The following is a 19,919-nucleotide window of genomic DNA, read 5'->3' as shown; positions in this document are numbered from 1 at the left end:
AACTGCTACAGCTCTGACAGCCATTCCATCAGGTCACTGTTTTCATTCCAGTCTGGTAGATTAGAATCTACCAGTTCCGGATAAGCATTTTCCAATGCCTTACGTTTAAGTTCTGTATCAGCCCTTGCGTAAATCTCAGTGGTTTTTACATCACTGTGTCCAAGGAAATCCCGGATGTAAATCAGATTTACGCCAGCTTGAAGGAGATGAACCGCTTTCGAATGCCTTAGCATATGGCATTTCACTTTGGCAGGAACCTTATTAGATACCTCATGGGCAGCATTGGCATATTTCCCAATGATATATGCAACACCTTCCTTCGTAAGCTTATTATGCTGATTATTACTAAACAGAGGGTATTCTGTTTTATGCAGCAAATCCAGTTTGTTTTCGGAAATATATTTTTCAAGGATGGTAGAGGTATTCTTCATGATTGGAACTCTGCGCACTTTGTTTCCTTTCCCAGTGAGAACCAGTACCGGATTACTACCTGCAGTGAAATCTTTTACTGTCAAGTCGATGATTTCTTGAACTCTTGCCCCGCTGTCGTACATGAGACTCATCAAGGCTAGGTCACGCCGACCTTTTGTAGTGCTTTTATCTGGCTGCGCCAGGAGGGTTTTGATACCATCAGGTGACAGATGTTCTACTATAGACTGTCGCTTTTTCTTTACTGGGATAGCTAGCACCTGTTGGTAATGGTACAGGTTCTGGGGTGATTCCGACTGGGCATACCGAAAGAAGGAATGGATTGCCGTTAGACGGAGATTTCTTGTAGAAATGGAGTTTTTCCGCTCTGTTTCCAGCCAAAGAAGGAATCTTCCCATCAGGTCAGCTGACAGCTTCTGCATTGTTACCTTTTCTGCAGGGAGCCCATCTTCCTCACAAAAGAGGAGAAGCAGCTTAAATGTATCCCTGTAGGACTTTATGGTATTCCGGCTGACGTTCTTCTGTGCAGGAAGATACTCAGAAAGAAAGCATGTAATGTATCTGGAGAAATCAGTCGGCTTCATAAAACAGTTCCTCCATTTCAGGGATAATGTCCTTGTAATGACGTTCCAGTTTTAACCGTATATCAGGAAACACATCTGCCGTGAGCCGTAGGTAATAAGCGGTTTCGTTAAAGGTCTGATGCCCCAGATAAGTCCTCATCATTGGGAGTAAGACCATGAGATCCCTGTCCTGCTCTGCCCATTCTTTCAGACGATAAATGCAGTAGGCGTGGCGAAAGTCGTGGACTCTGGGTCCGTCGCCTGTATGGGATATGCCCGCACGCCAAAGGAAGCGCCGAAAGTTTTTATATATATTTCCGACAGTCATGGGTTTTTCTCCAAAAGCCGGGAAGAAGTACCGCTCCTGTTGTGAAAACAGATGTACTTCCTTCGCATACTGCCTCATCCGTGTAGTCATAGAATCTGGCATAGGAACAAGCCTGCTGTTATGGTTTTTGGAATCCAGAACGGAAAGCACTCCGCTTTCCAGATCAACATCCTCGACTTTTAGCAACCGTGCTTCTGAACAGCGTAGGCCGCACGAAAGGAGCAATCGGAAGAAAACAGGCATAATCAGGTGGCGGTAAGGATGTTCATAACAGTAACGGCATTTATCCGTCTCTGTAAAGAAACGCCTGAGTTCATCAGGTGTATAAATATGCGGAACATACTGCTGGCCTGATGGATAGTAATTGTTTGGTAGGATCCAGACTTGTACACTGATGCTGTCCAGATATTTCGCAAACTGGCGGACAACAGATGAACGAGAGCAATGATTAGCCGGTGTTTCATGCATAGTTTTTGCACACCATCCGGTGATAGCTTCTTTCGTAAGGATGCCGGTAGAGGGATAATTCATGACAAGGTAAGTATCAAACCGTTTCAGTATGCCTGGTTCTGTATTGTATTTATAACCGACTGCTCTTTTTAACGAGATAAAATCCTCCATCTCCTTTTTGAAAGGTCCCATAAAAACTGAATTACTCAATGCGGATCACCTCCTCAAAATCGAGAGGGCATTCAGCCAAGCGATTCATATCCACTTTTAAGTATACGGCGGTAGAATTCGTATCCAAGTGACCGATAATATCTGAAATGACTGGGAGTGGGGTATCTTTCTCCAGAAGGACGCTTGCCATGGTATGGCGAAGACTGTGCATTCCACGGCGCTTTTTTAACATAGAAATGTGTGCTTTCTCCATATAAGCTCGGATAAGCTGATTCAGATGATCCCCTTCTGAGAACGGAAGAAAGGGTGCCATATGCCGTACAAAAATACGCGGGCTGTCCACCTTGGGTCTTCCGAATTTCAGATAGTCAATAACAGCCCAGCCCACATCAGGAACAAGCGGGAGTTCCATCGGTTGCTTCGTTTTCGACTGTACGAAGCAGAGTGTATTCTTCGCCCAGTTGAAGTTGTCAAAGCAAAGATTTTTGATATCCGAACATCGCATACCAAATCGACAGGCAATCAGTATAATGGCATAATCTCGTTTTCCCTTCGGGCTTCCTCGGTCAATGGCACCAATCAGCTGTTGCAGTTCCTCATGTGTCCATACCGAAGGGATTGTCGTCTGTTTCCGAGCTTTTACCATTGGCATTTTCTCTGCAAAGTCTGTAGGAACAGTACCTTCTTGATAAAGGAATCGAAAAAAGGTACGTAGTGAGCAGATGTTCTGCTCAACAGTTTTGTGAGTAAATCCAGCAAGTGTGCGAATGTAGGCATTGATGATATTAAGCGTCAATGAATCAAATCTGTGGATTCCCTGTGCCGCCAGATAATCCATAAAATAAGCGGACTGCTTCACGTAATGCTCGGTGGTTACTTTGGAATACTCCTTTTTGACACAGAATTGCTGAAATCTGTTGCTTGTTTCAATGAAGAAGGAATCCGTCAGTATCTGGCGGTGCTTCAGATATCTCCGAAGGATGGCATGGTGCATCTGAAAATCACCAATCATGCGGATAACCCGAAGCTCCTGCGTTTGTGCCTGTGGAAGTGTTCTTCCAAAATCGTCTTGGGTAATGGCAAAGCGTTCAAGTACAAAATCCATTCCAAGCTGTTCGGTGTAATAAAGTTCACCATGGTTCTCGGCAAAATCCTTCAGCTGCTCCCATCGTCTGCGGTAAAACTTCATGCTACCTTCTGTGTAACCAAGGCGTAGAAGTTCCTGCTCCAGATCCGAGAGCAGGTCTTTTAACTGTTTTTTCTCCATAATGAGTACCTCCGTTTTGATATTTTGAGATAATTCTCATAAATATCGTCGGAGACTATGCAAAGTAGAACAAGTAAGTTAGCCTTAAATTTGGTAAAAAACAGCCTTCACTTTGCATAGTTACTTTCTTTGCATAGGGCGGGATAATCAGCCCCCTGCTTTCCAATATCGTGTTGAATGAATTGGACTGGTGGATAAGCAACCAATGGAGTAGCAAGGAATTAAAAGAAATTACTCCGAAGTTCAATAAGCGGGGCAATCGTGATAGGGGCGGCGAATACAAAAGGTTGAGAAGCAAAACCACCCTCAAAGAAATGCATAGTGTGAGATACGCTGATGATTTTAAGATTTTTACAACCGATTACCATACGGCTAAGAAAATATTTGTGGCGGTAACACAATGGCTAAAAGAGAGGCTTGACCTCGATATTAGTCCTGAAAAGTCCACGATAACAAACCTCAAGAAAAATTACACCATATTTTTGGGGTTTAAGCTGAAGCTGCATTCAAAAAGCAATAAACAGGTTGTTAAAAGTCATATGTCAGATAAGGCGAGAAAGAAAATCATTACAGAATATGTAAAGCAAGTAAAGCAAGCCCAACGCTCCCGATGTCCTAATAAGGATTTGTGGTTGCTGAACAGCAAGGCAATCGGATATCACAATTACTATCAGATAGCCACAGGGTGTAGCAAAGATTTTGGTAGTATCGCATTTCTCGTAAGGAGAGCCATAAAACACAGGCTTAAACCCAAACGAACAGGAACAGCAACAGGATATATCAAGGACAGATACGGTGGCAGTGTACAAGTTAGCTTTATCGGGAATATAGCAATCGTGCCAATTAGCTATGTGCAATTCGTCATTCCAGTGGATAAGAAAAGAAGTGTAAACAGTTATACCGTAGAAGGCAGAGCAGAAATTCATAAGAAGCTTGCCAATATGGACATTTCAATTCTTCACTATTTGATGGAAAATGTACCTCAAGGTACAAATGCTGAATTTTACAATAATAGAATTTCCCTATACAGCGGTCAAAATGGAAAGTGCTTTATCACAGGTAAACCGCTGGAAATGGAAAGTATGCATTGTCATCATAAAATTCCAAGATGTATCAGAAAAGATAACAGTTACTCAAATTTGGTGTGGGTTACTGCTGATGTTCACAGATTGCTTCATGCAACAAAAGCAGAAACAATTGAGCATTACAGAAGCATTATTAATCCGGACAAGAAGCAACTGTCTAAAATCAATAAGTTAAGAGCCATGCTGGAACTCCCCTGTTTGTAAAGGAAATCACTTTGTGTTTAGTTAAAGTATCATTAGATAAGTTGAAATTTATATTGATGGAACGCCGTATGAGGTGAAAGTCTCACGTACGGTGTGGAGTGGGGGAAAAGTTAGAGATGACATCAAAGACTTACCTATCACTATAGGATGAGGGCTGGTTTGAATATGCCTGGCTCTCTTACTCGGCAAGCCTGACCGCCAATCTGAGTACCAAGCCGGATAAAAAAGTTCCTACCGCTTCCGAGAAAACGATGAAAAGCGGATATGGACTGAACGCTTATGTGTCAGCTCAGGTCCGTTCCTCGGCACCCAGCAGCCACATCACCGGAATACAGAATGTGGTAGCCTACTTTCCGGAATTTAATTACTCAACTTACTGGAGGCTCTTAAAGCGTCTGAATACCGGCTATTCCAGTACCTTTGAGTTTCAGAAAAACAAGTACAGCACCTACGGGCAATCCTGTCATTTTTCGCCGGTGTGGTTCCCTGACGGGCGATACACAACCTATGCGGAATGCCTTGACGCATGGACGCCCGCCGGGATGCTGCAAATCAATCTGACGGACGATCTGACCATTCGTGAATCACTTTTCAGCGATTGGCATATCCGTCCGTTAAAGTGAGGTGGCTTATGGGAAACCGTGCAATTTATATCATTCGGGAAAACGGAGAAAATAACATCTTTTCGGTGTATCACGGGGCAAACGGCCTGTCGCCGCTTTTGCGGATGTTTCAGGCACAAAACCTTCAGGAATCCCTTTCCCAGCCGCGATCCATCAGCCATATTTTTGAACATTTGGATTATGACGGTGCCTATCAAAATCCCCGGCTGGACGATGCGGATATGTTCTGCAAACGTATCCCTTCTGCTGAAATGCCGGAATACAACAAGGCTTACGCAGAACACAGTGAATTTGAAATGCGCATGGTATTTGACCTTGACCAGAACTGCTTCATGATGGAATACAACCCCAACTGCCCATGGTATCGCACCATGGGCAGTTTTTCCATCGATCTAGATGTGGGACTGGAAAACGTGCAAAAACTCCTTGCTCATGCGGAGCAAAGAGGCATCACTGATTTCGGCAGGCTGCTTGCCATTTACCAGCGCAGCACCGGCCTTGAGGAAAAGCTGGAGTCTGCCCGTGGTTATATGCGCTTTGAGGAATATTTGGATTCTCCGCAAGCACAGGAGAACAGAGAACGTTACTGGCGGCTGTTTGGGCATCAGCAGGAATTAGACGAGGAAACCGTCGAAGAAATGGAGGAACGATAGATGCAGGGACTTTTATTCCCGATTATTATGCTGACCGTCACCCTTATGGGTGGCGGTTTTTTGCTTTTGTTTCTGAAAACGGCCAAGAAGCGCCCGGTATCAGACGAAGTGACGAGAGCCATGCAGACCGCACAACAGTTTATCAATGTGCGGGATGTAAAAGACAAATACCTGTATACCAAGGATGGATTGGTTTTGACCTATTTGCGTGTCCACGCAATCAGCATTGACCTATACAGCAAAGCGGAAAAAAACAGCCTGATTAAGCAGCTTACCGCCGAGCTGTCCGACATTCAGTATCCATTTAAGTTTATGGCGGTTAGCAGGCCCGTGGATATTTCTCCGCTTATCTCCGATATGCAAGGAATGCTCAAAACCGCCGATGACCGGCGCAAGGAGCTTTTACGGCAGGAGATTTTGCAGATGAGCAGCTACGCCCTGTCCGGTGAAATTGTGGAGCGCCAGTTTTATGTTTCCATTTGGGATCGGTACGAGGATGGCGTGGAAAAGGACTTGCTGAAACGCGCAACTTTGCTGGCGGAGAAGTTTACCACCAACGGGATCGGCTGTGATGTGCTGACGGAAAAGGAAATTGTACGGCTTTTGAATCTTGTAAACAATCCATCATACACCCACTTGGAGGATACGGAATTTGAGGCCGGCATTCCCCTGCTAAAGGAGGACATTTATGCCTAAAAAACAAGCAGTACAGGAACAAAATATCACTAATAACGCCCTGCTCAATGTCGTTACCCCTATGGGACTGGATTTTACCAAGAATAGCCTTTCCGTAGGAGAAAATCTTGGCAAGGTATACGGCCTGATCCGTTACCCGCAAAAGGTTGAGGTGGAATGGCTTTCTAAAATTACAAATATTCCTTCCACTATCGTATCCATTGGCTTTAAGCCGGTAGACAATGCCACGCTGATCAACGCTATTTCCCGGAGCGTGGTTCAGCAGCGTGGGTTTGCCGAGGGCGCTAAAGACCCGTTAACCCGCCAGCGTGCAGAAAAAGCGGCCGAGGACGGCGAGAAGATTATCATGCAGATCGACCGTGAGGGTGAAACCGTAGGGCTTATGAACATATCGGTCATGCCCATTGCCAAGGATGACCGCACCTTCAAAAAGGTCTGCCGCCGCGCGGAAAGCATGATAAGCGTGTTAAAGTGCAAGATGAGGGTCATTCCCAATCTGCAAAAGGAGGGCTTTCAGCATATTTCTCCGTCCTTTCCGTCCAATGGGAAGATAGAAAGCATCCTGCAAAAAATCGTTCCCCTATCTACCTTTGTGGGCGGCTTTCCCTTTGCCAGCTCCGGTTTCAATGATGGCGAAGGTTACTATTTTGCACAGGACGCCAGTGGGAGCCTTGTCATTGTAGATGTATGGAAACGCGGAAGCGACCGCACCAACAGCAATTTTGTCATTATGGGTAATTCCGGTGTTGGCAAGTCCACGGCAATCAAGCACATCATCATGTCAGAATACATGAAAGGCACAAAGATCTTGGTGGCAGACCCGGAGTCAGAGTATAAAGACCTTTGTTACAATCTCGGCGGTGACTGGATCAATGCAGTAGGCGGTTCCACAGGCATAATTAACCCATTACAGGTTCGACCGTCCCCACGTGATGATGAACAGGAAAAGGAAGCCGACCGCCTGTACCGGGACGAAGGCTACGGCATGAATGACCTGGCCCTGCATATGAAGAACCTTGAAATCTTTTTCAGCTTATATATTCCGTCCCTCACGGATATGCAAAAGGCAGTATTGAAGAAATGCCTTGTGGAGCTATACCGAAAGTTTGGTATCACATGGGATACTGATATTGCCGCTTTGCAGCCAAAGGACTTTCCGATATTTTCTGATTTGTATCAGCTTATTAAAGAAAAAGCGGATACCGAACAGGACAGGCAGGCATACGCAGACCTATCCCTGCTTCTCTACGATATTGCCGAGGGTGCGGACAGCTTCATTTGGAACGGACACAGCACCATTACCAGCGATAGCCAGTTTATCTGCCTTGACACAAACGCCTTGCAGGAAACCAGTGACAGTATCAAGCGGACGCAGTATTTCAATATTCTAACCTACTGCTGGGAACAGATGAGCCGCAACCGTGAGGAACGGGTACTTTTGATTTGCGACGAGGCTTATCTGATGATTGACCAAAAGGTACCTCAGTCCCTTGTTTATCTCCGCAATGCCATGAAACGGGCAAGAAAATATGAGGCGGCGCTGGGCATTATTTCTCACAGCGTTATTGATTTTCTTTCCGAAAGCATCAAGCAGTACGGGCAGGCGCTGCTTGATATTCCGTGCTACAAGCTTCTGATGGGAACAGACGGCCCAAACCTGAAAGAAACCGCAAAGCTATACGACCTGACCGAAGCGGAACAGGAACTTTTGCTGGCAAGGAAGCGCGGCCACGCTCTGTTTATGGTGGGCGCCAAGCGCCTGCACATCAATTTTGAAATCCCTGATTATAAGCTGTTGTATATGGGAAAAGCGGGCGGGCGATAAGATAACGGCAGATCGGTTAGTCCATGCGGATAGCCGGTCTGCTTCCCTTGATTACCGAGAATTGGAGGTGTACCATGGCAGTAGACCCATTGACAGCCAAACTATTGGCACACATAGCGGCACAAGCCGCAACGGATGAGCAGGCGCGAAAACGCCTGCTCATTATTATTTTAGGCCCGGCAGTTGCTTTGCTTTTGCTGATTTCCCTGATTCTTTATTTCCTGACAAGCCCATTATCCGTTTTCGCAGAGTGGGCAATGGGTGATGAACTGGATGCCATTGAGGACTTGCAGATCAATTATGGATATAACCAGACTCTCGGCATTTATGAACAGGACTACATTGAAGGAAGCGGACAGAGCTATGACGGTGTGGTGTTCACGGACGGCGGCATAGAAGTTACCTATTACAACCAGCTTGACGAACGCTGGGCTAATGTCATGTACGGACAGTCCAGCACCATTGGGGAGGCGGGCTGCGGCCCCACCGCCATGTCCATCGTCATATCCACCCTGACCGGTGAGGTCCATGATCCTATAGAGCTTTCCAAGTGGTCTGTGGCAAATGGACATCGCTGTGAGGGAAACGGCTCCTACCACAGCTTGATACCGGCTGCCGCTGAAGGCTACGGATTGTCCTGCGAAGGGAATTTGTCGGCGCAGGAAATTGTGGACGCCCTTTCCTCCGGCAAGCTGGTGGTTGCCATTATGAGTAAGGGGAATTTTACCTCAAGCGGACACTTTATCGTCCTGCGGGGTGTCACCAGTGAGGGGAAAATTCTTGTAGCCGACCCTGCCAGCCACAAGCGCAGCCAGCAGGAGTGGGAGTTGTCGCTGATTATGAATGAAGCTCGGAAAGGCGTTTCCGCAGGAGGCCCTTTTTGGGCGATAGGAAACTAACAGCTAACAGGAGGAAAACGACATGATTTTATATCTTTCATCTACACAGCACACAAACCTATTGGATTTCACTGGCTGGTATGATACGAACAGCGAAATGCCTATCAAAAAAATGGTGGGCAGCTTTGTCCTCAAACAATTTATCATCTACGATATGCGCAATTTCTCCCACTTTTCAGAGGTGGTTCTGGATCGCATTGCTTTCGGAGACAGCGATGAAGAATTTGCCGAAGCCATCGAAGAATTTCTGACCATGTACAGCCCTCGCATTACAGTCATTTATGAGGGGTTGCCGCAGGACAGCTCTTTATTTCGAGCGTTGCTGGACAGCGGCGTGGGCAATATCGTCTGTGCTGCGGAGATAGAAGCGATTCAGAGGGAGATTACCGAATGCCTGAGTGAGAAGGGTATGACGCGGTATCATCCCAAGGAACGAGTAAAACAAACAAACGGTATTCAAAAATATCGATTTGACTGTGAAAACGTTTCTGTTGCTGTTATTTCTTCACAGCCGAGAATGGGAGCTACTACGGTGGCTTTCGGGCTTTCGGCGTGGCTTGCGTCTGTCGGAGCCACAGTGTATTGCATAGAGGAAAACGAAGGTGGTATCCTGTACGCTATGGCGGCCGACTATGATATGGAACCGGACGGAAACGGCTGGCTGCTGGATGGAGTACATTATCGTACTGAACTTTCCGATGAACCCGCAAATTTTATTATTCACGACCTTGGGTATCTGCCTGACCTGGATGAAACGGCGAAAAACGCCAATCTGCTAATTTTGGTGTGTGGCACAAAATCCTATGAGCTTCCGCACTCCATGCTTCTGCTCAAAAGACTGGAAACCACAGACGCTTATGTGCTTTGTCCGTTTACTCATGAAAAAGTAAGAAGCGACTATGCTGCTATTATACAGAGTGATTTTCATAAGATGCTGTTTTTAGAATATCAGCCTGAACCTACGGACGGTATGTGCAATGCTAATCAATATAAAGCTATGATGACAAAGTACATCGCTGGGGCATAACGCCCCGACGTAGGGCTATGCTGTTTATTACACTTTTTTGTGAAAGAACAGGCTGGGATCATTCATGACGGTTCGACCTTCTCTTTGAACATTTTATAATCATCCAATTCAATCACGCCACTCAATAACATCTTTCCTTGGCCTGGCAAAAGGGGTTTCGTCTGCATATCCTACGGCCATTGCTGCAAAAAGTTCTCCATCAACGTTTAGCGAAGCGCAAAGTTCCTTATATGCGAAATAAGTATCGCAAATCCATAAGCTGCCCAGCCCAAGTTCGGTAGCTGTAAGCACCATGTTCTCAATTGCTGCACCTATTGATTGAGCATTACAGATTTCATTAATGCGTTCTTCGGGATTCAAGGAAGCATGAATATCTATTCCAACCGAATTAGAAATAAAAATAATAATGGGTGCCTGTTCCATGATTTCTAAGGTATTTTCCGCACTGCTGAGATACTGTGCACTTTCCGGAAGAAGCGGGTATTCTTTTTCCCGCTCTAATCCTCTACCCATAACTGCAAGCATATCCTTCTTTGCACTGCCAGTCACTACAATGAATTTCCATGGCTGACGATTCTTCGAGGATGGCGCGAGCATTCCCGACTGTAAAATTTCCTCTATCATGGGTTTAGGTACATCTATACTTTTATATTTCCGAATACTGCGTCTATTTATTATGGCTGGTAACATTTTTGTCATCCTTTCTTGCAATCAAATTTCTGTTTTTTACCATTATACCGCAAGGTACCATTGCTTTCCATCGTCCTTATGCAAATATGGTATAGTCTATTTTGGGTATGTAAATAAAGGCAGAGCAAGTCTGGCCTTAAGAGAGTCTGGCTGCTCATAAAATCGGAACCTGTAAGTTTCTATTATGTTTATCTTAATGAGTATAATCAATTAATCTGATGCCATCTGGCAAATCGTTCACAATAAGTTCTTTCATTTTCTTTGCGAATGGACAGGGGTAACCAATTGTATCCGCTCCTCGCTTTACCAATTCCCTTGCTCTCAGAACAGCTTTCTTAGCCGGACATCGGTGCTCAAATTTTTATTTAGTTAGTGGCAGGAAACAAAGTTTCCTTAAACTGCTCAAAATGTTACAATATCATCATATCTTGCAGATAAGTGGTTATCGATGACATTTAGGAGTACAAAACCGGCATTTATGCATTCCTGGTATCTTTCGCCAGATTATATAGCAATGGTGTAAGATGAAATAAATTATCAATAATAAAAAATTTCTTATATAGCTATTGACAATTCAGTAAGATAGTTATACATTTAAAACAGTGTTATGAAACGCTGTTTTAAATCGAAAGGAGGAACGTTATGGCAAAACAGATTGAGGGAGTTTATGAGAAAGTGTATGAATGCGCAAAAAAAGAATTTTTAAGTAAAGGCTTCAAGGATGCATCTTTGCGCACAATAGCATTGGCAGCAGGTACCAGCACTGGTTCTATCTATACCCGTTTTCATAATAAAGAAGGACTGTTTCATGCCATAGTTTCTCCGGTAGTAGAGGGACTGAGAAGCTGGTTTTTGGGTGTTCAGGAAGAGTTCCATCATAAGGACGCAGAATATCAGAGACAGAAGATGTTTGAGAACAGTGGAAAAGGAGCAGAGCAGCTGGTAGTGTATATATATGAGCATTACGATATCTTTAAACTGCTTCTTGAGTGCGCTGAGGGTACTGAATTTTCCGATTTTTTAAATGAAATGGTGGAAATTGAAATGGATTACACAGTAAAATTTATGGAGTGTACGGGAGATGATGCAATCAGAGACGGCAATATCAGCAAGGAATTTCTCCACATTGTAACCAGCGCTTATTACTCAGGTATTTTTGAAATGGTGCGTCATGATATGAAAAAAGAGGATGGCATGCTTTATGCAAAACAGCTCAGAGAGTTTTACTATGCAGGCTTTTCAAAAATCTATGGCTGGCATGAATAAGATCAGCATGTAAAAATGCGGGTAAGGCCCGCAATTTTTTTAAGCTATAGGTTAGCATTAACTAACCTAAAAGGAGGATATATGGAACAGAAAAAAGAAAGCCCTTTAAAAAGAATATGGGCATTGGCAAAGTCCCAGCATACCAGATTAAAGGTATCGATCGGATTGGCCGTACTTGGTGTTGCGTCAGGATTTATTCCGTACTTTTGTGCAGGAAAAATCATTATTATGCTGCTTGATGGGACAGCGGATATGGACAGATGTATTCCCTGGCTTATCCTGGCCCTGGTTGGAAGTTTAGGAAAGGTATTATTGACCACCTTTTCCACCGCACAGTCCCATATTGCTACGTTTTCCGTATTGGCAGAGGTCAGAAATAAATGTGTACATAAGCTATCGAATCTTTCTATGGGAACATTACAGGAACAATCCATAGGACGGTGGAAGAGTATTCTGGTGGATCAGATTGAGAGCATGGAAAAGACGCTTGCACATCTGCTTCCGGAGATGACATCGAATATCCTTGCTCCGCTCGTGCTGCTGATTGCGCTTTTTGGGATTGACTGGAGACTTGCATTGATTTCCATCTTAACATTACCGATAGGAATGATTTTCATGATGAGTACCATGAAGACATACCCGAAAAAGTATCAGGAATCCGTACAGATTGGCAAGAAAATGAATGATTCCATTGTGGAATATGTAAATGGAATTGAAGTGATAAAGGCATTTAATCAGGGAAAAGAAGCTTATGCTGGATATGTGGATTCAGTCAATGCAAATGCCGGATTTTTTTATAACTGGATGAAAAGTTCTCAGTTTGGCATGGCCTGCTATAAAAACATTTGCCCTTCTGTTCTGGTTGGTGTGTTACCTGCGGGATTGGCATTTTATTTAAGTGGAAGCATATCTTCCTCAGCATTTATTATGGTCGTGATTATGTCTATGGGTATTGTGGGACCAATCATAGCTGCTTCTAGCTTTATTGATTCTCTTGCGCAGACAGGAACAATCATAGAATCCATAGAGACAATCCTTAAGGCAAAAGAGCAGCATCATCCGAAAGAGTATGTAAAACTGGAAGGAACGGATATTGAAATGGAACATGTCTCCTTTGCTTATGAAAAGGAAAAGGGTAATGTATTAAGTGATATTAGTTTTACAATCAAGCAGGGAACCATGAATGCGTTTGTAGGACCAAGCGGTAGTGGTAAGTCAACGGTTACAAAGCTGATTGCCGGATTCTGGGATGTGGAAAAAGGAAGTATTCGAATCGGAGGAAAGGATATCAAGCAGATTCCGCTTGCCCAGATTTCAGATCATATCGCTTACGTATCTCAGGATAACTTTCTGTTTGACGACACCATTCGGGAAAATATCCGTATGGGCAGGGAAAATGCTACGGACAGAGAGGTCGAAGAGGCTGCGAAAAAAGCTGGCTGTGATGAATTCATCCGCAGGCTGGAGCATGGCTACGATACAATGGTAGGAGGCGGGGGAGCACACTTATCCGGCGGAGAAAGACAAAGAATTGCCATTGCCAGAGCCATGCTGAAAAATGCACCCATTGTAATTTTGGATGAGGCGACTGCTTATATTGATCCTGAGAATGAAGCAATCATTCAGAAAGCAATTTCTAAACTGGTACAAGGGAAAACATTAATTATGATAGCTCATAGACTATCAACTATAATCAATGCAGATCATATTCTGTTGGTGGATCAGGGAAAAATCAGTGCAAGAGGAACCCATACGGAGCTGCTTGCAGAATCAACGCTGTATCAGAAAATGTGGGAAGCCCATATCGGAGTAAAGGACGGTGAACAGGCATGATAGAGATATTTAAAAAGATCTGGCAGTTTGCAGGAGAAGAACAAAAGAACATCAAAAAATCCGTTATTGTTGGATTCGTGAATGCAATATTCCATATGCTGCAGGTTGGGGCAATTTTCCTGACGATAAAGACTCTGGTATCAGGAAATGGTGATAAAAAAGAAATATGGTATATTCTGGGGCTGATGATCGTCAGCATTGCCGGAAAGATTGTTACAAACTACTTTTCACAGCTTCAACAGACCCATGCAGGATACTTTATGGCTGCAAATAAAAGAGTTTATATTGGCAGCAAGATGAAACTGATTCCAATGGGTTATTTTAATCAAAGCAGTCTTGGAAACATTACAGGTATCTGTACAACTGTCCTTGGGGATGTGGAGATGACTGCACCAATGGTTATGGTACTGACTTTAAGTGGATTTATCACAACTGTGGTATTTACCACTTATATGTTGATCTTTGACTGGAGAATGGGCTTGATTGCTGCGATAGGAGTCATACTGTTTTGTATGGTAACTTCTTCCATGGAGAAAAAGTCAAGAAATACTGCGCCAAAGAGACAGAAGGCGCAGGCAGAGCTTGTAGAAAATGTATTAGAAACAATACAGGGAATGAGTATTGTAAAGTCGTTTAATCTAACGAAAATAGATAACAAGAAGATTGACCGGGCCATTGAAAATAGTAAAACGACGAATCTTGGTATGGAACAGTTAATAACCCCCTATAACATTATGCAGGAATCTGTGTTAAGAATTTTCAGTATTATCATGATGGCAGCAGCATTATTATTTTATTTTGAGGGAACCATGGAGCTTACCTATGCGCTTATGTTTATTGTGGTATCCTTTATTATCTTCGAACAGATCGAGTCTGCAGGACACGGAATAGCAATTCTTCGTGTTTGCGGAAGCTCCATTGAACAGGCAAATCAGATGGACAATACGCCGGTTATGGATGAAAAGGGAAAAGAACTTTCACCAATGTCACATGGTATCACTTTAGAGCATGTTGATTTTTCATATGATCAGCGTCAGATTTTAAAGGATATCAGTATCAGCATGAAGGATAAGACCATGACAGCAATTATTGGACCGAGTGGCTCCGGAAAGACGACGATTTGTAACCTCATTGCAAGATTCTGGGATGTAGATAAGGGAAGAATCTCGATCGGAGGAACGGATATACGGGAATATACTTTGGAATCCCTGATGAATCAGATGAGTATGGTTTTTCAAAGTGTATATCTGTTTCAAGATACCATTGAGAATAACATTCGTTTTGGAAATCCGAAGGCAACCAGACAGGAAGTGATTGCGGCGGCAAAGAAGGCCTGCTGTCATGAGTTTATCATGTCTCTGCCGCAGGATTATGATACGTTAATCGGGGAAAATGGCTTCGCTCTGTCAGGTGGCGAAAAACAGAGAGTATCCATAGCCAGGGCAATTTTAAAGGATGCACCTATCATTATCTTTGACGAAGCAACAGCCAATGTAGATCCTGAAAATGAGGATCACCTACAGAGGGCAATCGAAGAACTGACCAGGAATAAGACGATTATCATGATTGCCCACCGTTTAAAGACGGTACGTCATGCCGACCAGATACTGGTAGTCGATGACGGACGTATCGTACAGAAGGGAAAACATGAAGAATTAATCAAGGAAGAAGGAATCTATAAGCGATTTGTCAGTGAAAGGAAAGAGGCAGTTTCCTGGGGAGTTATCAATTGATAGTCAGCTTGTAACGAAATCAATAGCTATACAAATAAAGTCAGCCAACAAAAAATATTGTGTTTGCTGACTTTATTTAGCAAGTTTTAAGGCTTCTATTTGCAAACTCCTTTACTCCCACATAAAAAACTATTTAAATCTGTACAGATCTAACGAGATTAATTGAAGTAATCTATTGGCTATATAAGACTGGATTTAAGAAGCACAAATTCATTCTTTCTAAATTCAATCAGTCCTTCCTCTCTCATGAAAGAAAGCTCCCTTGACAGGGCGCTTCGGTCTATCCCTAAAAAACTAGCCATTTCCTGCCGATTTAAGGGAACAGTAATAGAAGCACTATGTTCTGACATTAATTGAAAATAGATACTGATTTTATCCCTAATCTTTTTTTGTGCTAGAATTTCTACTTTCTTATTGAGAAAAATATTTTTTTTAGCAACCTCATGTAATAAATTTAGCGCTACCTGTGAGGCGTAAGGGCAGGCTTTTGCTTTTTCAGAAAAAAGCTGTGAAAAGCAAAGAAAAAGTATTTTGCTTGCTTCAACGGATACAATTTGAACAGTGCTGTATTCCTCAGGTACACAAGCCAGAGCTTCACCAAATAAAGTTCCTTCGTTGAATTGGCGTATACTATGTTCAGAGCCTGCTTTGTTTAGTAAAGAAATATTAACTTTTCCAGATAATACTATCCCGGCATTATGTACAGGTTCATTCATTCCACAGATGGTTTCCCCTTTTTCGAAATCCCTGACCCGAGCATGAAGACAAGAAAAAACATTATCATATTTATCAGAAGGAATATTCCTAAAAAGAGGCATTTTTATTAAAAGAGGAATATAATCATTCATTTTTCTCCTTTCGTTGCAATAGCAACTGAATTATTTGGATTTGTATGATATAAATAAATAGAGGTTAGCAAAAGCTAACTTAAATTTTTATAAGACAGTTAGTTGCTTCTAACTAATGAGATTATATTCTTAAAGAGGAGATTTTGCAATGAAAAAATTATTATTATGCTTGCTTGCAACATTTTTAAGCGTTTCTCTAGTGGCTTGTACAAGTAGTAAACAAGTGGAAAACACATCCGATGCTACAGATATTAGCGAGGTTAGCACGGAGTCAGTTAATCAAAATGAACCAATTACCTTAAAGATAGGTGTACCAACAGCGCCACCTGCCTTACCGGTTCTTCGTATGATGGATACCAATGCATTGGGAGACAATGTTGTCATCGAAATTGATATTTGGGATGAGCCGGAGACATTGATTGCCATGGTTCAGGATGGAAATCACGATTTCTTTGCATTCCCGCTGACCGTTATTTCAAAATTATATAACAAAGGGTTAGATGTTCGGTTGATGAATGTGAATACCTGGGGTGTAACTTACTTTATGACTTCGGATCCGGAATTTAGTACCTGGAGTGATTTAAAAGGAAAAACCTTGTATGTTCCTTTACAATCCTCACCTCCGGATGCCTTAACACAATATTTCTTAACAGAAGCCGGATTAACGGTTGGTGAAGATGTGACAATTATTTACGCATCTACTTCAGAAGTGGCCACTATGCTTGCATCAGGAGAAGCCGAGTATGCAACCTTGATTGAGCCACAGGTAACCAAAGTGATGCTAGAAAATACGAATGTAAGAGTCGCTTATAGCTTTGAAAAAGAATGGCAAAGAGTCAATCATACGGAAACTAAAATACCAAATGCCGGATTTGGCACGACACAAACCTTTATTAATGAAAATCCGGAGCTTACGCTGTCTTTCCAGAAGGCATATGAAGAAGCAGCTGCATGGGTAAATGAAAATCCGGCAGAAGCAGGAGCGCTTGCAGAAAAATATCTGGGATTAAAGGCAGCATTAATAGAAAAAGCTCTGCCAACGATGGGACTGTCGTTTCAAACAGCAGTAGATTCCAAAGAAGAACTGGATATGTTTTATAATCTTTTAAATGGTTTTAACCCTGAAATGATTGGTGGAAAGGTACCTGATGAAGCTATGTACTATGATGCAGAATAAAGGCAGGAAAAATAAACTTACGGATAAACTGATTGCAATCTTTCTGGTTTTGTCTGCATGGAAAACGCTTACACTTTTCTTTTCTCCGCTTGTTGTGCCAACCATAAAAAGCGTTGCTTTAGAGCTGGTGGAAATATGTGCGGCAGGAACCTTGTACAGGACGGTTGGAATCACAATGGTAAGACTGGTTATTGGTCTTGCCATTGGTGTTTCCCTTGGAATGCTGATTGGTGTTATCATGGGGTATTTTTCTCATGTGAAGGGAATTTTAATACCAATGCTGGGTATTTTACAGACAATTCCACCGGTATCATGGGTTGTACTGGCATTGGTATGGTTTGGATTTAATGGGAAACCGGTTGTTTTTATCGTTGTTATTTCCAGCATACCTATCATTGGGATCAGCATCTGTCAGGGAATTGAAAAAATAGATAGAAATCTTCTGCAAATGGCGGTTGTATACCACTTTTCAGAAATTAAAAAACTAAGACATGTAACACTTCCATCGATTGCACCCTTTTTTAATTCTGCTTTTCAGATTGCGTTAGGAACCGGATGGAAAATAGCAGTAATGGGGGAGGTACTAACTACCAGTGATGGAATCGGAGGGATGATAAAGCTGGCGAGACTAAATATTGAGCCGGAAAATATCATTGCATGGTCTGTTGTCATAGTCATACTATTTTATCTGTCTGACTTTTTGTTGTCTATGCTTTTTTTCAGGAGGGATAAAAGGGATGCTAAGTGTTAAAGAGATATCAAAAAACTTTCAGGAACTAATCGTCCTTGAAAACATTAATTTTGAAGTAGGGGATAAGGAAATTGTGGCTATTATAGGACCTTCCGGCTGTGGAAAATCAACCCTGCTAAACATTATCTCTGGGTTAGAGAAGGCGGATATGGGAGTTATATCCGGAGCAGAGCGTACGATAGCCTGCGTATTTCAGGATGACCGGCTTCTCCCCTGGAGAAATGTATGGGAGAATATTTCTCTTGTACGGGAAGAGGAGGATAGGGTCAGAATACAGGAACTTATTGAAGCGGTTGGATTAAAGGGTTTTGAGACCTATTATCCGAAACAATTATCCGGTGGTATGAAAAAACGCTGTGGTATTGCAAGAGCTTTTTATTACCAGGGAGAGCTGCTGATGATGGATGAACCTTTTCAGGGACTGGATTATAGCCTTAGAAGAGAAATGATGCAAATGCTTTTAAAGATTTGGAAATCCAACAAACAAAGTGTACTGCTTATTACCCATGAAATCGAAGAAGCATTAACCCTGGCAAGTAAAATTTTAGTGCTTTCAGGCAGACCGGGTTCGGTAGTAAAAGAATATGTTTTGCCTGGTGAGGAAGGAAGAGATCCCATGGACTTGGGTTTACATGATATTAGAAAAGAAATTCTGTCACTTATAATGGAATAGGAGAAGAGAATAATGGCATGTCTTAGAAATCTACCAACGAAAGCAGCTAAGGAACTGGCTTCCTTGATTACACCGAAGAAAAATCAAATTGTCAGCATGAATTTATCGCAAAGTGACCATCTGCAAATCTCATTATTTACGTTCGCTGACCAGGAAACGGTCAGTGAGGAAGAATATTACGGAGATACTATGTACCTGGTAATCGAGGGAGAAACTTTTATTACCCAAAAGGAAGAAAAGCACCACCTAAAACAAGGAGATACCCTGATGGTTCCGGCACGCACTGTTCATGCGGTCGGCGGGAAGGGTTCTTTTAAACTATTGCAAATCACAGTAAACGATTAAAGGAGAATAAATTTATGTCAGAAGTATTCATAAAAAATATAGAACATGCAGTACCATTCAATCTTGGAAGCCTGGTGGAATATGAAAAAGGAAAGGTTGCCAGTTTGACACTTGCCCAGCAAGCAGGAGCAGGCATTACCGTATTTGCTTTTGATGAAGGAGAAGGAGTAAGCACTCATGCTGCTTCGGGAGATGCAATGGCAGTGATTCTTGAAGGTGAAGCGGAAATTATTATTGATGGAAAGCAATTCCTGGTTAAGTCAGGGGAAGGAATTGTTATGCCGGCTGAAATTCCTCATGCGGTAAAAGCTGTTACCCGCTTTAAAATGCTGCTAACGGTTGTAAAAAAAACATAATTTTCTAAATTATGTGGTTAGGAGATA

20 protein-coding genes are annotated in these 19,919 nt (G+C 42.8%); 15 read left to right on the top strand and 5 right to left on the bottom strand.

Annotated features, from left to right (window positions below; translation table 11 throughout):
• Positions 1 to 5: 5 nt before the first annotated feature.
• The 3 genes from V7D18_RS11180 to V7D18_RS11170 are packed head-to-tail and all read right to left on the bottom strand — an operon-like array spanning position 6 to position 3,208.
• Positions 6 to 1,013 (bottom strand): site-specific integrase, encoded by a 1,008-nt coding sequence (locus tag V7D18_RS11180; protein ID WP_426154349.1) that lies wholly within the window; start codon positions 1,011 to 1,013, stop codon positions 6 to 8.
• Positions 1,000 to 1,980, bottom strand: a complete 981-nt coding sequence (locus tag V7D18_RS11175) for a tyrosine-type recombinase/integrase (RefSeq protein ID WP_426154347.1) — start codon at positions 1,978 to 1,980, stop codon at positions 1,000 to 1,002. Before V7D18_RS11175 ends, V7D18_RS11180 begins: the two co-directional genes overlap by 14 nt.
• Positions 1,973 to 3,208, bottom strand: coding sequence for a site-specific integrase (locus V7D18_RS11170; RefSeq protein ID WP_426154345.1), 1,236 nt, complete (start codon positions 3,206 to 3,208; stop codon positions 1,973 to 1,975). Before V7D18_RS11170 ends, V7D18_RS11175 begins: the two co-directional genes overlap by 8 nt.
• 143 nt (positions 3,209 to 3,351) lie before the next feature.
• Between V7D18_RS11170 and V7D18_RS11165 the strand changes: the two genes are divergently transcribed.
• The 7 genes from V7D18_RS11165 to V7D18_RS11135 all read left to right on the top strand — a co-directional run bounded on the left by V7D18_RS11165 (position 3,352) and on the right by V7D18_RS11135 (position 10,220).
• Positions 3,352 to 4,497: a reverse transcriptase domain-containing protein gene (locus tag V7D18_RS11165; protein ID WP_426154439.1), complete on the top strand. Its 1,146-nt coding sequence runs from the start codon at positions 3,352 to 3,354 to the stop codon at positions 4,495 to 4,497.
• 251 nt (positions 4,498 to 4,748) lie between these two features.
• A complete protein-coding gene (locus tag V7D18_RS11160) occupies positions 4,749 to 5,120 on the top strand; it encodes a hypothetical protein (protein ID WP_426154343.1) in 372 nt (123 codons plus the stop codon).
• Between the two features lie 8 nt (positions 5,121 to 5,128).
• On the top strand, positions 5,129 to 5,773 hold the full coding sequence (locus V7D18_RS11155; protein ID WP_426154341.1) for a hypothetical protein: 645 nt from the start codon (positions 5,129 to 5,131) through the stop codon (positions 5,771 to 5,773).
• A complete protein-coding gene (locus tag V7D18_RS11150) occupies positions 5,774 to 6,469 on the top strand; it encodes a hypothetical protein (protein ID WP_426154339.1) in 696 nt (231 codons plus the stop codon).
• Positions 6,462 to 8,294 (top strand): VirB4 family type IV secretion system protein, encoded by a 1,833-nt coding sequence (locus V7D18_RS11145; protein WP_426154337.1) that lies wholly within the window; start codon positions 6,462 to 6,464, stop codon positions 8,292 to 8,294. Before V7D18_RS11150 ends, V7D18_RS11145 begins: the two co-directional genes overlap by 8 nt.
• A gap of 74 nt (positions 8,295 to 8,368) precedes the next feature.
• Complete coding sequence (locus V7D18_RS11140) at positions 8,369 to 9,193, top strand: C39 family peptidase (protein ID WP_426154335.1); 825 nt, start codon at positions 8,369 to 8,371, stop codon at positions 9,191 to 9,193.
• A gap of 22 nt (positions 9,194 to 9,215) precedes the next feature.
• On the top strand, positions 9,216 to 10,220 hold the full coding sequence (locus V7D18_RS11135; protein WP_426154333.1) for a hypothetical protein: 1,005 nt from the start codon (positions 9,216 to 9,218) through the stop codon (positions 10,218 to 10,220).
• A gap of 108 nt (positions 10,221 to 10,328) precedes the next feature.
• On the opposite strand, the gene V7D18_RS11130 is transcribed toward V7D18_RS11135, so the two are convergent.
• Entirely contained in the window at positions 10,329 to 10,910 is a 582-nt protein-coding gene (locus V7D18_RS11130) for a nitroreductase family protein (RefSeq protein ID WP_426154331.1), read from the bottom strand.
• 642 nt (positions 10,911 to 11,552) lie between these two features.
• Between V7D18_RS11130 and V7D18_RS11125 the strand changes: the two genes are divergently transcribed.
• The 3 genes from V7D18_RS11125 to V7D18_RS11115 all read left to right on the top strand — a co-directional run bounded on the left by V7D18_RS11125 (position 11,553) and on the right by V7D18_RS11115 (position 15,742).
• Positions 11,553 to 12,176, top strand: coding sequence for a TetR/AcrR family transcriptional regulator (locus V7D18_RS11125; RefSeq protein ID WP_426154330.1), 624 nt, complete (start codon positions 11,553 to 11,555; stop codon positions 12,174 to 12,176).
• Between the two features lie 81 nt (positions 12,177 to 12,257).
• Positions 12,258 to 14,009 (top strand): ABC transporter ATP-binding protein, encoded by a 1,752-nt coding sequence (locus V7D18_RS11120; RefSeq protein ID WP_426154328.1) that lies wholly within the window; start codon positions 12,258 to 12,260, stop codon positions 14,007 to 14,009.
• Positions 14,006 to 15,742, top strand: coding sequence for an ABC transporter ATP-binding protein (locus V7D18_RS11115; RefSeq protein WP_426154327.1), 1,737 nt, complete (start codon positions 14,006 to 14,008; stop codon positions 15,740 to 15,742). Before V7D18_RS11120 ends, V7D18_RS11115 begins: the two co-directional genes overlap by 4 nt.
• Positions 15,743 to 15,921: 179 nt before the next feature.
• Here V7D18_RS11115 and V7D18_RS11110 read toward each other — a convergent pair whose 3' ends face one another.
• Positions 15,922 to 16,590, bottom strand: coding sequence for a Crp/Fnr family transcriptional regulator (locus V7D18_RS11110; protein WP_426154325.1), 669 nt, complete (start codon positions 16,588 to 16,590; stop codon positions 15,922 to 15,924).
• Between the two features lie 148 nt (positions 16,591 to 16,738).
• Between V7D18_RS11110 and V7D18_RS11105 the strand changes: the two genes are divergently transcribed.
• The 5 genes from V7D18_RS11105 to V7D18_RS11085 are packed head-to-tail and all read left to right on the top strand — an operon-like array spanning position 16,739 to position 19,892.
• Positions 16,739 to 17,767: an ABC transporter substrate-binding protein gene (locus V7D18_RS11105; RefSeq protein ID WP_426154323.1), complete on the top strand. Its 1,029-nt coding sequence runs from the start codon at positions 16,739 to 16,741 to the stop codon at positions 17,765 to 17,767.
• Positions 17,754 to 18,518, top strand: a complete 765-nt coding sequence (locus V7D18_RS11100; RefSeq protein WP_426154321.1) for an ABC transporter permease — start codon at positions 17,754 to 17,756, stop codon at positions 18,516 to 18,518. The genes V7D18_RS11105 and V7D18_RS11100 overlap by 14 nt, the downstream gene beginning before the upstream one ends.
• Positions 18,505 to 19,191, top strand: coding sequence for an ABC transporter ATP-binding protein (locus V7D18_RS11095; protein ID WP_426154319.1), 687 nt, complete (start codon positions 18,505 to 18,507; stop codon positions 19,189 to 19,191). The genes V7D18_RS11100 and V7D18_RS11095 overlap by 14 nt, the downstream gene beginning before the upstream one ends.
• A gap of 12 nt (positions 19,192 to 19,203) precedes the next feature.
• A complete protein-coding gene (locus tag V7D18_RS11090; RefSeq protein ID WP_426154317.1) occupies positions 19,204 to 19,536 on the top strand; it encodes a cupin domain-containing protein in 333 nt (110 codons plus the stop codon).
• 14 nt (positions 19,537 to 19,550) lie between these two features.
• Positions 19,551 to 19,892 carry a cupin domain-containing protein gene (locus V7D18_RS11085; RefSeq protein ID WP_426154315.1) on the top strand — a complete coding sequence of 114 codons (342 nt, stop codon included), beginning with the start codon at positions 19,551 to 19,553 and terminating at the stop codon, positions 19,890 to 19,892.
• Positions 19,893 to 19,919 lie beyond the last annotated feature (27 nt).

The sequence above is a fragment of the Lacrimispora sp. 38-1 genome (assembly GCF_049890855.1).
In the GTDB taxonomy this organism is placed as follows: Bacteria; Bacillota; Clostridia; order Lachnospirales; family Lachnospiraceae; genus Lacrimispora.
This window is presented reverse-complemented; position numbering and strand designations above follow the sequence as displayed.

Bases quoted from the DNA above. Each gene is read 5' to 3' on its own strand.
- V7D18_RS11180 (WP_426154349.1), bottom strand. From the start codon at position 1,013: ATGAAGCCGACTGATTTCTCCAGATACATTACATGCTTTCTTTCTGAG.
- V7D18_RS11170 (WP_426154345.1), bottom strand. From the start codon at position 3,208: ATGGAGAAAAAACAGTTAAAAGACCTGCTCTCGGATCTGGAGCAGGAA.
- V7D18_RS11160 (WP_426154343.1), top strand. From the start codon at position 4,749: ATGAAAAGCGGATATGGACTGAACGCTTATGTGTCAGCTCAGGTCCGT.
- V7D18_RS11155 (WP_426154341.1), top strand. From the start codon at position 5,129: ATGGGAAACCGTGCAATTTATATCATTCGGGAAAACGGAGAAAATAAC.
- V7D18_RS11150 (WP_426154339.1), top strand. From the start codon at position 5,774: ATGCAGGGACTTTTATTCCCGATTATTATGCTGACCGTCACCCTTATG.
- V7D18_RS11145 (WP_426154337.1), top strand. From the start codon at position 6,462: ATGCCTAAAAAACAAGCAGTACAGGAACAAAATATCACTAATAACGCC.
- V7D18_RS11140 (WP_426154335.1), top strand. From the start codon at position 8,369: ATGGCAGTAGACCCATTGACAGCCAAACTATTGGCACACATAGCGGCA.
- V7D18_RS11135 (WP_426154333.1), top strand. From the start codon at position 9,216: ATGATTTTATATCTTTCATCTACACAGCACACAAACCTATTGGATTTC.
- V7D18_RS11130 (WP_426154331.1), bottom strand. From the start codon at position 10,910: ATGTTACCAGCCATAATAAATAGACGCAGTATTCGGAAATATAAAAGT.
- V7D18_RS11125 (WP_426154330.1), top strand. From the start codon at position 11,553: ATGGCAAAACAGATTGAGGGAGTTTATGAGAAAGTGTATGAATGCGCA.
- V7D18_RS11120 (WP_426154328.1), top strand. From the start codon at position 12,258: ATGGAACAGAAAAAAGAAAGCCCTTTAAAAAGAATATGGGCATTGGCA.
- V7D18_RS11115 (WP_426154327.1), top strand. From the start codon at position 14,006: ATGATAGAGATATTTAAAAAGATCTGGCAGTTTGCAGGAGAAGAACAA.
- V7D18_RS11110 (WP_426154325.1), bottom strand. From the start codon at position 16,590: ATGAATGATTATATTCCTCTTTTAATAAAAATGCCTCTTTTTAGGAAT.
- V7D18_RS11105 (WP_426154323.1), top strand. From the start codon at position 16,739: ATGAAAAAATTATTATTATGCTTGCTTGCAACATTTTTAAGCGTTTCT.
- V7D18_RS11100 (WP_426154321.1), top strand. From the start codon at position 17,754: ATGATGCAGAATAAAGGCAGGAAAAATAAACTTACGGATAAACTGATT.
- V7D18_RS11095 (WP_426154319.1), top strand. From the start codon at position 18,505: ATGCTAAGTGTTAAAGAGATATCAAAAAACTTTCAGGAACTAATCGTC.
- V7D18_RS11090 (WP_426154317.1), top strand. From the start codon at position 19,204: ATGGCATGTCTTAGAAATCTACCAACGAAAGCAGCTAAGGAACTGGCT.
- V7D18_RS11085 (WP_426154315.1), top strand. From the start codon at position 19,551: ATGTCAGAAGTATTCATAAAAAATATAGAACATGCAGTACCATTCAAT.